The 11,728-nt window shown below is 69.6% G+C and carries 13 protein-coding genes; 8 read left to right on the top strand and 5 right to left on the bottom strand.

The window, feature by feature from the left end; genetic code table 11:
• The first annotated feature begins 86 nt into the window (after positions 1–86).
• The 6 genes from HPO96_RS02440 (at position 87) to HPO96_RS02420 (ending at position 4,999) form a co-directional block, all read left to right on the top strand.
• Positions 87–1,490: a M1 family metallopeptidase gene (locus tag HPO96_RS02440; RefSeq protein WP_202885467.1), complete on the top strand. Its 1,404-nt coding sequence runs from the start codon at positions 87–89 to the stop codon at positions 1,488–1,490.
• 91 nt (positions 1,491–1,581) lie between these two features.
• The gene (locus HPO96_RS39495) at positions 1,582–1,695 is read left to right on the top strand and encodes a putative leader peptide (RefSeq protein ID WP_337796484.1); all 114 of its coding nucleotides are present in this window, start codon (positions 1,582–1,584) and stop codon (positions 1,693–1,695) included.
• Between the two features lie 83 nt (positions 1,696–1,778).
• On the top strand, positions 1,779–2,843 hold the full coding sequence (locus HPO96_RS02435; RefSeq protein ID WP_171670611.1) for an aliphatic sulfonate ABC transporter substrate-binding protein: 1,065 nt from the start codon (positions 1,779–1,781) through the stop codon (positions 2,841–2,843).
• Between the two features lie 24 nt (positions 2,844–2,867).
• Positions 2,868–3,674, top strand: a complete 807-nt coding sequence (locus HPO96_RS02430) for an ABC transporter ATP-binding protein (RefSeq protein ID WP_171670609.1) — start codon at positions 2,868–2,870, stop codon at positions 3,672–3,674.
• Positions 3,661–4,536: an ABC transporter permease gene (locus tag HPO96_RS02425; RefSeq protein WP_171670607.1), complete on the top strand. Its 876-nt coding sequence runs from the start codon at positions 3,661–3,663 to the stop codon at positions 4,534–4,536. Before HPO96_RS02430 ends, HPO96_RS02425 begins: the two co-directional genes overlap by 14 nt.
• A gap of 73 nt (positions 4,537–4,609) precedes the next feature.
• A complete protein-coding gene (locus HPO96_RS02420; RefSeq protein WP_171670605.1) occupies positions 4,610–4,999 on the top strand; it encodes a PLDc N-terminal domain-containing protein in 390 nt (129 codons plus the stop codon).
• Between the two features lie 16 nt (positions 5,000–5,015).
• Here HPO96_RS02420 and HPO96_RS02415 read toward each other — a convergent pair whose 3' ends face one another.
• The 4 genes from HPO96_RS02415 to HPO96_RS02400 all read right to left on the bottom strand — a co-directional run bounded on the left by HPO96_RS02415 (position 5,016) and on the right by HPO96_RS02400 (position 6,788).
• Positions 5,016–5,270, bottom strand: a complete 255-nt coding sequence (locus HPO96_RS02415) for a WhiB family transcriptional regulator (protein ID WP_272954505.1) — start codon at positions 5,268–5,270, stop codon at positions 5,016–5,018.
• Between the two features lie 224 nt (positions 5,271–5,494).
• Complete coding sequence (gene crcB, locus HPO96_RS02410; protein WP_171670604.1) at positions 5,495–5,854, bottom strand: fluoride efflux transporter CrcB; 360 nt, start codon at positions 5,852–5,854, stop codon at positions 5,495–5,497.
• A complete protein-coding gene (locus tag HPO96_RS02405) occupies positions 5,851–6,261 on the bottom strand; it encodes a fluoride efflux transporter FluC (RefSeq protein ID WP_337796483.1) in 411 nt (136 codons plus the stop codon). The genes crcB and HPO96_RS02405 overlap by 4 nt, the downstream gene beginning before the upstream one ends.
• Complete coding sequence (locus HPO96_RS02400; protein ID WP_337796544.1) at positions 6,258–6,788, bottom strand: histidine phosphatase family protein; 531 nt, start codon at positions 6,786–6,788, stop codon at positions 6,258–6,260. Before HPO96_RS02400 ends, HPO96_RS02405 begins: the two co-directional genes overlap by 4 nt.
• 643 nt (positions 6,789–7,431) lie before the next feature.
• On the opposite strand from HPO96_RS02400, the gene HPO96_RS02395 reads away from it, so the two are divergent.
• On the top strand, positions 7,432–8,511 hold the full coding sequence (locus tag HPO96_RS02395) for a 3-deoxy-7-phosphoheptulonate synthase (protein ID WP_171670602.1): 1,080 nt from the start codon (positions 7,432–7,434) through the stop codon (positions 8,509–8,511).
• A gap of 73 nt (positions 8,512–8,584) precedes the next feature.
• A complete protein-coding gene (locus HPO96_RS02390) occupies positions 8,585–10,660 on the top strand; it encodes a phosphocholine-specific phospholipase C (protein WP_171670600.1) in 2,076 nt (691 codons plus the stop codon).
• On the opposite strand, the gene HPO96_RS02385 is transcribed toward HPO96_RS02390, so the two are convergent.
• Entirely contained in the window at positions 10,650–11,657 is a 1,008-nt protein-coding gene (locus HPO96_RS02385) for a LacI family DNA-binding transcriptional regulator (RefSeq protein ID WP_202885466.1), read from the bottom strand. The genes HPO96_RS02390 and HPO96_RS02385 overlap by 11 nt on opposite strands.
• Positions 11,658–11,728 lie beyond the last annotated feature (71 nt).

Below are 11,728 nucleotides of genomic sequence, written 5' to 3'. Positions count from 1 at the left end.
CGGCTCCTCGAGCTTTACGGGGACGATACGTCTCCCTTGATTACCTGCTCGATGACCCATCAGCAAGTGTGAAAAAGGGAGTGCCCATGCAGCTTGTCCGCAAACTAGGTCTGCTGGCCGTCGCGGGGGTGATGCTGTCCGGATCCGGCCTCGCGCCGGCCGACGCGCAGGAGCGGCTGATGCCGACGCTCGGCAACGAGGGGTACGACGTCCAGTCGTACGCCGTCGCCTACGACTACCGCCCGGGGTCGTCGCGGATGACGTCGTCGGTCGACATCGTCGCGCGGGCGTCGGAGCGGCTCGAATCGTTCCAGCTGGACGCCGTGGCGCGGGAGGTGCGCTCGGTGACGGTGAACGGGCTGGCGGCGACGTACACGCTGGACAACACGGCCGAGAAGCTGTCGATCACCCCGCGGCAGCGGGTGCCGCGGGGTGCGAAGTTCGACGTCCGGATCGCGTTCACGGCCGACCGCTCGCTGGAGCCGAAGTCGCCCGCGTTCGGGGAGCAGGACAAGTTCGACCACTGGACGGACTGGGAGGGCGGGTTCCAGCTGATGGGGCAGCCGGACCGGTCGCATCTGTTCTTCCCGATGAACGACGTCCCGCGGGACAAGGCGCGGGTCAGCTTCCGGGTCACCGTGCCGCGCGGCTATCAGGCGGTCGCGAACGGGACCCTGCGATCGACCAAGACCGTCGGCGACCGGACGACGTACGTCTTCGGCACCCGTGATCCCATCCCCACCCACGTGGCCCAGCTGGCCGTGGGCCACCTGACCGAGATCAAGGGCACCGGACCGCACGGTCTGCCGCTCCGCTCCTTCGTCGACAGCTCGAAAGCGGCGGCCGCGCGCGGGCGGGTCGCGCTCGTCCCGGCGCAGCTGAAGTGGGTCGAGGACGCGATCGGCGCGCCGTACCCCTACGAGACGTACGGCGTGCTCGGCGTCGGCGGCGTCACCGGCTACGCCATCGAGAGCGCAACCCTCTCGATGTTCAACGCCGACTACCTCACCGGCCCCGCCGACCAGGGCACCGGCACGATGATTCACGAGCTCGTCCACCAGTACTTCGGCAACGCCGTCTCGGTCCAGAACTGGGACGACATGTGGCTGAGTGAGGGGCACGCGGCGTACTACACCGGTCTCTACCGCGACGCTCAGGGCGATGTGAAGCTCGACGACTTCATGCGCGACGCGTACCAGTTCGAAACCGGGCAGCGCCCCAAGTACGGCCCGCCCGGCCGCCAGCAAGACCTCCCCGGCCTGCTCGCCGGCACCAACCCCGGCGGCGCGGTCATGCTCTACGGCCTCCGTCAGCAACTGGGCGCGAAGACCTTCCAGCAGATCGAACGCACCTTCTTCCTGCGCCACCGCCATCAGGCCGCCACGACCCAGGACTACATCGACGTCGCGAACGACGTCTCCGGCCGCGACCTGACCGCCTACATCACCGGCTGGATCTACGGAACGGAAACCCCGCCCTTCCCAGGCTGAACCCGGCTGCCCCCATCGGTCTCCGATCGAAAATGATCGTTTGTCTCAGTTTCTGAATCGCTGTCTCGGATGGTGATATAGGAGGCTGTTGATGGACTTTGTCGGGTTTGATGGGGGCATGCAGGTCACCGCCAACCGGCCCGCCGACGCGCTCACGCGCCGTCGGCACGTCGACCTGCTCCGGGTTGCCTCCGCCACCTGTTGACCTTCGGCGTTTCCCCCAGCCCAGCTCTGCTGAAACACGCCCGCTCGTGGCCGCCGGCCACCCGCACCCTTTGAAGGTCTCCTGTGCGTACTGCCCGTTTTCGTCCCCGCCTGCTCGCTGCCGCGCTGGCACTCACCGTCGCCGCCGCCGGGTGCAGTCGCGCCGAGCGTGATCCCGAGCCGGCCGCGCCCGGCGGGCAGGGGCCGGCCGCCGAGCTGCGGCTCGGGTACTTCCCGAACGTGACGCACGCGGCCGCTCTGGTCGGGCTCGACCAAGGGTTGTTCACGAAGGATCTCGGCGCCACGAAGCTGGTGCCGACGAAGTTCAACGCCGGTCCGGAGGCGGTCGGCGCGCTGCTCGGCGGCTCGCTGGACGCGTCGTTCATCGGCTCGGGCCCGGCGATCAACGCGTACGCGAAGTCGAACGGCGAGGCGGTCCGGCTGATCGCGGGCGCGACGTCCGGTGGCGCGCAGCTCGTGGTGAAGCCGACGATCACCAAGCCGGAGGATCTGGTCGGCAAGACCGTCGTGACGCCGCAGCTCGGCAACACCCAGGACGTGTCGCTGAAGAAGTGGCTCGAGGAGAAGGGCCTGGCAGGCAAGGTCAAGGTCACCAACCTGGAGAACGCCCAGACCCTGGACGCGTTCAAGCAGGGCCAGGTGGACGCCGCCTGGCTGCCCGAGCCGTGGTCGTCGCGGCTGGTGCTGGACGCCGGCGCCAAGGTGCTGCTCGACGAGCAGACCCTGTGGCCCGACGGGAAGTTCCCGACCACCGTGCTGATCGTCCGGACGCAGTTCCTGCAGGAGCACCCGGAGTCGGTGCGGGCGCTGCTGAGCGGTCTGGTCGCGGCGATCGACTTCGCGAACAAGGACCAGGCGCAGGCCAAGACCGTCGTCAACAAGCAGCTCAAGGAGCTGACCGGTAAGGACCTCAAGCCGGCCGTGATCGACCGCGCGTTCGGCAACATCCAGATCACCGCCGACCCGGTCGCCGCGACGTTCGAGCAACTCGCCAAGGACCAGGTCACCGCGAAGATCGCCAAGGAGGCGCCGAAGGTCTCCGGCTTCGCGGACTTCACCCTGCTGAACGAGGTGCTCGGCAAGGCCGGTCGGCCGACGGTCGATGCCGCCGGTCTCGACACCAAGTAGTCCCGCCGAACGAGGAGAGAGCTCATGACCGCGACCGTCGAGGCAGCGCGCGCAACGACCGGGAACGCCGTCCGGCCGGTGCGGTTCCACCAGGTGGGTAAGGCGTTCGGGACCGGAAAGAAGTCGGTTGTCGCGCTGGAGGGCGTCGACCTCGCGGTCGAGACCGGGGAGTTCGTGTGCCTGCTCGGCGCCTCCGGCTGCGGCAAGACCACCTTGCTGAACCTGGTCGCCGGGCTGGACCAGCCGACCACCGGGCGGATCGAGCTCGGCTCGTCCCGGCCGGCGGTCGTCTTCCAGGAGGCCGCGCTGATGCCGTGGCTGACGGCCGCCGGGAACGTCGAGCTGCCGTTGCGGCTGGCCGGCGTCCCGAAGGCGCAGCGCCGGGCGAAGGCGGCCGAGTTGCTCGAGCTCGTCCGGCTGGGCGGGCTCGGGGACAAGCGTCCGCACGAGTTGTCCGGCGGGATGCGACAGCGCGTCGCGCTGGCCCGCGCGCTTGCCTCGACGACCGACAACACCGGCTCCGGCGCGGGCAAGCCGTCGCTGCTGCTGATGGACGAGCCGTTCTCCGCTCTGGACGCGATCACCCGCGACGTGTTGCAGGGTGAGCTGCTGCGCATCTGGCAGGCGACCGGGACGGCGATCCTCTTCGTCACCCACGACGTCCGGGAGGCCGTCCGGCTCGGTCGGCGCGTCGTCCTGCTCTCCTCGCGCCCCGGCCGCGTCGTCCGGGAGTGGGAGGTCGCCGGCCTGGCCGGCGCCGCCGAGGCCGCCGCCGTCGAAGAGATCAACGCCGAACTGCGGAAGGTGATCAGCAGTCATGCCGCCGCTTGACCTGAAGGACGGCTCGGTCGAGGCCGGTCTCGACGCGCTCGACACCCCGGTCAACGCGCCGGAGGGCAATCTGCTCCGCCGGATCGCGGCCCGCGCGCTGCCGCCGATCGGCGCGATCGTGCTGGGCATCGTGATCTGGCAGGTGCTCTGGGCCGCGGCGTTCTGGCCCGAGTTCAAGCTGCCCGCGCCGATCGCGGTCTGGAACCTGATCTGGGAGCTGATCAGCACCGGCAAGATCTTCGAGCTGTTCTGGACGTCGGTGCACCGGGCCGTGATCGGATTCGCGATCTCGCTGCTGATCGCCGTCCCGCTCGGGCTCGCGATCGCCAACATCCAGGTGGTGCGCCGGGGGATCGGCCCGCTGGTCTCCGGGTTGCAGAGCCTGCCGTCGGTGGCCTGGGTGCCGGCCGCGATCCTCTGGTTCGGGCTGAACGACTCCGCGATCTACTGGGTCGTGCTGCTCGGCGCCGTCCCCTCGATCGCGAACGGCCTGGTCTCCGGTCTGGACCAGGTGCCGCCGATCCTGCCCCGGGTCGGCAAGGCGCTCGGCGCCGGCCGGATCGGCGGGATCCGGCACATCCTGCTGCCGGCCGCGCTGCCCGGGTTCCTGGGCGGGCTCAAACAGGGCTGGGCGTTCTCCTGGCGGTCGCTGATGGCCGCCGAGCTGATCGCGACCTCACCCGATCTGGGCGAGGGCCTCGGCCAGTACCTGCACAACGGGATGTCGCTGTCGGACATCTCGATGGTGTTCGCGGGCATCCTGCTGATCTTCGTCGTCGGCGTCGGGATCGAGCTGCTGGTCTTCCGCCCGCTGGAGAACTCGGTGCTGAAGGCCCGCGGGCTGACCGCCTCGGCGCGCTGAATCCGGTTACGGCTCCGCAACTGCGGGGCCGTGTCCCGGCGTCCGTTCGGCCCAGCGCCGTACTGTGGGGAGCGTGGGTCGATATCTGCCGTTCCTGATCAGCCTGGCGCTCACCATCTACGCGCTGTTCCACTGCATCCAGACGCCCGATGACGAGGTGCCGCACCTGCCGAAGCTGGTGTGGATCGTGATCATCGTGTTCGTCCCGTTCGCGGGGCCGATCGTCTGGCTGCTCCTGGCGCGCCGCAGCGGCGCCAAGCGGGTGCGTGCGGTCAAGCCGCAACGACCGCCGGCCCGCCCGGTGGCGCCCGATGACGACCCGGACTTCCTCAAGTCCCTGGATCGCTACCGGGATCCGCGCACGACCGGCACGCCGCCGGCCGAACCGCGGCCCGAGCAGGATCAGGCCGGTGAAACGCCCAAGGACGAGTCACCGACCGAATCCGACGACGGTAAGAAGTAGGGCTCGACCGCGCCGATCACGCGGACTTTCGGTGCTCCAGCGGGGCGTTGTCACGCTCGGACTCCGTGGTGCCGCCCCAGACGCCGTACGGTTCTCCGACCGACAAGGCGTGCTGGCGGCACTCGGGCTGAACCGGGCAGGTTCCGCAGAGCGACTTGGCCACCATCTCGCGAGCGCGTTTGCGAACGCCGCGCTCCGATTCGGGGGAGAAGAACAGCTCCGGGTTGACATCGCGGCACGCGGCCTGCGACTGCCAGTCCCACAGATCCATGAGCGGGCGGGGTAGGCGAGGCATCCCTCTCGACATGGCAACCTCCTATGACTCACCGTGAGCGCGGACGGGCGCTCGGTGAAAACTATGCTCAACTCATGCCGAGTTCAACCCTTGTCGTCTCGAACTTCGGTCCATTCGTTATCAGCGCGTGCCGTTGCAGGCTGTGATCACGGTGTTTCACGCGGAGAGCGTGTTCACCGGGTCACCGGCTGTGACATGGATCACGTCGCGATTGCGGCCCCGGCAAGGGCCGCAAACAAGCCGATTCCGAGGTTCAGGATCACGTTCAGCAAGGCTTTGATCCGCAACCCCGAACCGGCCAATGCCGTTGTCTCGGCCGCGAACGTGCTGTAGGTCGTGAACGCGCCGCAGAACCCGACTCCGATCAGCAGTGTCCAGGTCTGGTCGGCGACTCCGGTCATCAGCCCGAGGACGAAACTGCCGGCGACGTTCACGGCGAAGGTTCCCCAGGGCAACGGCTGCTGACTGCCCCGCAACAGCCGCCCCACAAGGTGTTTGTCGGCCAGGAACCGCAGCGGGGCGCCGATCGCGGCGCCGAGCGCGACGAGCAGGGCGCTCATCGGCGCCGCCCCAGCCACGCGCCCACGGTTGCCGCGAGCAAGGCTGTCGCGACCGTGCCGAAGAAGTAGACGAAAGCAACGAACAAATGCGCGTGCGTTTGCACGTGCATCAGCTTCTCGGTATCGACGGCGTACGTCGAGAACGTCGTGAAACCGCCGAGGACGCCGGTGCCGAGAAATGGCCGCAGCAACGGATGGGATTGCGGGGTCAATCGGGCGAACAGCACGCCGATCGCCAGACAGCCCGCCACGTTCGTCAGGAAGGTCGCCCAGGGAAAACCGCCGGGCGAATGCGGAATCGCCGCCGCGAGCCCGTAGCGGGCCAGTGAGCCGGCGATCCCGCCAAGGGCGATCACACCGAGTACCCGTGGTAGCCCCGGTGGCCGCAGTGTCTGCGCCTCGCTCACTCCGCCGGATCGTAGCGGTAGTACTCGTGGCCGCCGTGCGCCGTCCCGGTCGCACCGGTCAGGGCCTCGATGACCGCCGAGTGGGTGATGGCGAGCACCGGACCGCTCGTCAGCGCGGTGTGCCGGGCCAGAGCCGCGAGCGCCCGCTCCCGGAGCCGGGACCGCGGCTCCCAGCGCCGCTCGATCCCGTCGGGCCACTCGCCGGCGTACGCCGTGAACTCGGCCTGGGCGGCCCGGACGTCGGCGACCCCGCGCCGGCCGGTGTTGTCGGGCAGCCAGTCGCGCAGGTCGTAGTCGACGCGGACGCCGAGCGCGAGCCGGTGCCCGATGATGGCCGCGCTCTGCAGCGCCCGGGTGTACGGCGAGCTGACCAGGTACGTCGCGCCGATCCCGCTGAGCAGATCGGCCAGCGCCTCGGCCTGCTTGACCCCGGCGGCGGTCAGCGGCGCGCTGTCGGCCGCGGCCCCGGGCAGGCCCTGCTCGTCCACGCGGCCGTAGTCGGGCTCGCCGTGCCGGACGAGGTAGATCTGGGTGACGGACGCCGAGCTACCGAAGATGTCGAGCCCCAGCCCAGCCCTGGGGAGCGGACGGAGGTCGGGTGCGGTGAAGATCGTCGAAGAGTTGATCGATGCCTCCGGGCGGTTGGGGGCGATTCGAGGGACCTGATTCGGATCTGGTGTCGAGCCAGCGCACCTCGGTGGCGCCCTGGTGCCCGTGCACGGCGAGCACGGCCTCCAGACCCGGCCAGACAGCTGTCGCGGGGTTGTCGCCGCGCCAGCGCAGTGCCACCGATCCGTCGCTGAACTCGCAGCCTTCCGCGACGACGCCCGTCCCGGAGACTCCGCTCGGATCGCGGTACCGCACCAGCTCGAAGACCCGCGGCCTCACTCTGCCTGGCACCCCTCACGTCTCGACCCGTTGTTGCAGCGCTCAACGAGCCCGGGGACGGGTTGGTTACTGCGCGGGTGCTATCGTCGGTCCCGTGAAGCGCAGCTATTGGCGATTTTTTGAGTGGCCGGCTCCGGTGCCGGGCAGCTCAGCCGATCGCTGACGCCTCCCCGCAAACCGCCGAGCCGGCCCGAAGGCAAGGACATCCGTCCTTGCCTTTTCTCGTTCCCAGCCGGCTGACTGCGACCTTCCGCGGTGCTCCGGCGGAAAGGTCCCACCACCATGAACACCCTGCCCCGACGATCCGACCAGGCTGCTGTAGCCGACCGCCGGATCGAGAAGACCGTCCCGTTGATCACGCCGCTCGCCCTGCACGACGAGCTGCCGCTGACCGGCGAGCTGGCGGACACCGTGGTCGCCGGCCGCCAGGCCGTCGCCGACGTCCTGAACGGCTTCGACGACCGGCTGCTGGTCGTTGTCGGCCCCTGCTCGGTCCACGACGCCGACGCGGCCCTCGAGTACGCCGAGCGCCTGCGACCGGTCGCCGAGCGGCTCTCCGACGGCCTGCTCGTGGTGATGCGGGTGTACTTCGAGAAGCCGCGCTCGACCCTGGGCTGGAAGGGCCTGATCAACGACCCGGGCCTGGACGGCTCCGGCGACGTCAACCGCGGTCTGTGGATCGCCCGGCAGCTACTGCTGCAGGTCACCGAGCTCGGCCTGCCGGTCGGCTGTGAGTTCCTCGACCCGATCACCCCGCAGTACATCGCCGACACCGTCGGCTGGGGTGCGATCGGCGCGCGGACCGTCGAGAGCCAGGTGCACCGGCAGCTGTCGTCCGGCCTGTCGATGCCGATCGGCATGAAGAACCGGCCCGACGGAAGCATCGCGACCGCGGCCGACGCGATCAAGGCCGCCGCCGTCCCGCACGTGTTCACCGGTATCGCGCATGACGGCGCCCCGGCGATCCTGCACACCCGCGGCAACCCGGACTGCCATCTGGTCCTGCGCGGCTCGGACACCGGCCCGAACTACGACGCCGCCTCGATCGCCGCCGCGACCGAACTGCTCCGGACGGCGGGCCTGCCGGAGCGGGTCGTCGTCGACGCCAGCCACGGCAACAGCCGCAAGGACCACCGCCGGCAGCCGATCGTCGCGGCCGAGATCGGCGCGCAGGTCGCCGCGGGGGATCGGGCGATCGTCGGCGTGATGCTGGAATCGTTCCTCACCGAGGGCCGCCAAGACCTCGATCCGACCCGTGAGCTGGTCTACGGCCAGTCCGTGACGGATGCCTGCATGGGCTGGGAGACGACCGAGGCAGTCCTCACCGAACTGCGTGATTCTGCTCTCAAGCGTCGCGGCTGAACAGTAGCGAACCGACCTCGGAATTCATCTGCGGGTCTTGCGGTGGCTACTAGGCGCTCATAAGGTCCGGACCATGACGGATATCTCCCGGCGCCTGGTGCTCGGTTCGGCGGCCGGCGGGGCAGCGTTGTCGCTGCTCCCGCCGTCGCTGCACACCGCGATGGCGCAACCTGTGCGGCGCGGCGGTCTGCGAGCGATCGAGCACGTGATCGTGCTCATGCAGGAGAACCGGTCGTTCGACCACTACTACGGCACGCTGCGCGGCGTCCGCGGGTACGGCGACCGCCAGCCGCTGCGGCTGCGGAACGGCCGAAGCGTCTTCCAGCAGCCGAAGACCGGCGGCGGCGAGGTGCTGCCGTTCTCGATCCGCGCCGCGGCCGCCGCGGCCGGCCGCAAACCCGACGACATCCAGTACCTGGGCGCGCTCCCGCACGGGTACGGCGACGCGACCCAGGCCTGGAGCAACGGCTGGAACGACAACTGGGTGCAGGCCAAGACGGCCGCCTCGATGACCCACTACGACCGCCGCGACATCCCGCTGCAGTACGAGCTGGCCGAGACCTTCACGATCTGCGACGCCTACCACTGCTCGGTGAACGGCTCCACCAACCCGAACCGCAACTACCTCTGGTCGGGCACCGTCGGCTTCGAGCCCGGGACGACGCAGCGCGCGGTCACCAACGCCGCGTACGACTACGACCACCAGGGCTACGACTGGACGGCGTACCCCGAGCGGCTGGAGAAGGCCGGCGTCTCCTGGCAGATCTACCAGGAGTGGGACAACTTCACCGACAACGCGGTCGAGTACTTCAAGACCTTCAAGGAGCTCGGGCGCCGGATCCTGGCCTCCGTCCCCGGTGGCTACCGCACCACCGAGGAATTCTACGACAAGCTGTTCGCGAAGACACCTGCCGAGCAGCAGCAGGCGCTCAAGGACCTGGCGGCTGCCGTGGCCAAGCAGCCGAAGGCCGACCAGAAACTCTTCCACCAGGCGATGTACCGCTCCGAGCCCGAGACGCTGATCACCCGGGTCAAGGCCGATATCAAGGCCGGCAAGTTGCCGCGGGTCAGCTGGCTGGTGCCGTCTGCGGTGGACTCCGAGCACCCGGGCTCGTCCACGCCGGTCGCCAGCGCGAACCTCGTCTACGAGCTCCTGGACGCGATCGCCGCCGACCCGGAGGTCTGGTCCAAGACGGCGCTGTTCATCAACTTCGACGAGAACGACGGCTACTTCGACCACGTCCCGCCGCCGGTGGCGCCGCGGCCGGAGTCCGGTGAAGGCGACGACTGGTACGCCGGTCAGCCGATCGGCCTCGGACCGCGGGTTCCGATGACCGTGGTGTCGCCGTGGACCGTCGGCGGGCATGTGAACTCCCAGGTCTTCGACCACACGTCGGTACTGCGCTTCCTCGAACGCTGGACCGGCGTCCGCGAGCCGAATATCAGCACCTGGCGGCGGACGGCGTGCGGCGACCTCACCTCGGCCTTCGACTTCGACCGCTCGTACCGGCAGCCGAAGGTGGATGCGCCCGGCCCGATCCCGGCGCCGATCGCCCGCTGGAAGCCGACCCCGCCGGCCGACCAGGCCGTCCCGCAACAGGAGACCGGACGCCGCCCGGCGCGCCCATTGCCTTACCGGCCGGCAGTTTCCGGTTGTGTTGCCGATGGCAAGTTGAAGATGGCGCTGGGCAACGAAGGCGCCGAGGCCGCGCATTTCGCGATCTACTCCTACGGCGGTGAGCTGCCGGCGCCGGCGCATCTCGACGTCCGCCGGGAGCACACCGAGGCGATCGCGGTCGACGGGCCGTACGAGTTCGCCGTCCAGGGGCCGAATCGGTTCTGGGCCGAGCTGGCCGGATCGACCGACGGGCTCGCCGCGGGGCTCGACGTCCAGACCTGTCAGCGTGGCAACAGTCTTGAGCTCGCGCTGGTGAACACGTCTCGCAAACCGCTGACGCTGAAACTGAAAGCGCGGGGCTACGGCAGCAAGGCGGTCACGGTCACGCTGCGCGGTAAGCAGAGCCGCGAGGTGCCCTGGCCGACCGACACCGGCTGGTACGACGTCGAGGTCACGGTGGTCGAGGACACGACGTACCGGCGGCGGCTGAGCGGCCACCTGGAGACGGGCCGCGCAAGTGTCACCGGCTGATCGGCCGGGGGCAGCCGCAGGACTGCCGGTGCATGATCTCGGCCGGTAGCCGGATGGTTTGCGCGGGCGCCCCGGGGTCGTTCATCCGGCGGAGCAGCAGCTGAACGGCCCGGGCGCCGATCGCCGTGGAGGGTTGTGCCACGGTGGTCAGGCCCGGGCTGAACAGGTCCGCCCAGGTGAAGTCGTCGAAACAGGCCAGGGCCATGTCCTTCGGGACGTCGACGCCGGCGGCGTGGAAGGCGGCCAGGGCGCCGATTGTCATGCTGCTGTTGCCGGTGAACAGCGCGGTCGGGCGGTCGTCGAGCTCCAGCAGCTCCCAGGTCGCCTTCCGGCCGCCCTCGCTGGACGACGAGCCGACGCGGATCAGCTCGGGATCGACCGGGACGTTCGCGTGCTGATGGGCGAGCTGGTACCCGCGGACGCGTTCGGAGCTGGTCGACAGGCCGGGGATCCCGCTGAGCATGCCGATCCGGGTGTGGCCGAGGGACAACAGGTGGTCGACGATCGCCGTACTGGCGGTCTCGTTCTCGACGCCGACCTGGTCGATCCGCAGCTCGGGGTCGATCCGGTCGACGACGACGTACGGGATCGCGTGGTCGCGCAGCATCGGCAGGGTGAGGTCGCGCCAGTGGTCGGCGGGGGCGATCACCAGGCCCTCGATCCGGTGCGCGAGCAGGTTCGCGACCGCGGCGGACTCGTAGCGCGCGTCGTCGCGGGTGTCGACGATGATCAGGTTCAGCCCGGCGCGGGTGGCCTCGCCGTCGATGCCCTGGATCAGCTCGACCCAATAGGGGTTGCTGGCCACGGTGATCGCGAGGCCGATGGTCCGGTTCGAGCCGGCGGCCAGCGAGCGTGCGGTCGGCTGGTGGCGGTAGCCGAGCCGCTCCATCGCGCGCTGCACCCGCTCGCGGGTCGCGGGGGCCACCAGGCGGGTGCCGTTGACCACATGCGAGACCGTGCTGACCGACACTCCGGCGGCGCGAGCGACCTCGGTCATGGTGACCATCCGTCGTATGGTCGTTGCTCAGGGTGCTTTGCGCAAGGTTTTGCGCAAAGCCGGAAACCAGT

Origin of the sequence: Kribbella sandramycini, from assembly GCF_013131805.1 — a bacterium.
Lineage (GTDB): Bacteria > Actinomycetota > Actinomycetes > Propionibacteriales > Kribbellaceae > Kribbella > Kribbella sandramycini.
The sequence above is the reverse complement of the archived record's forward strand: the minus strand, read 5'-3'. Positions and strand labels throughout refer to the sequence as shown.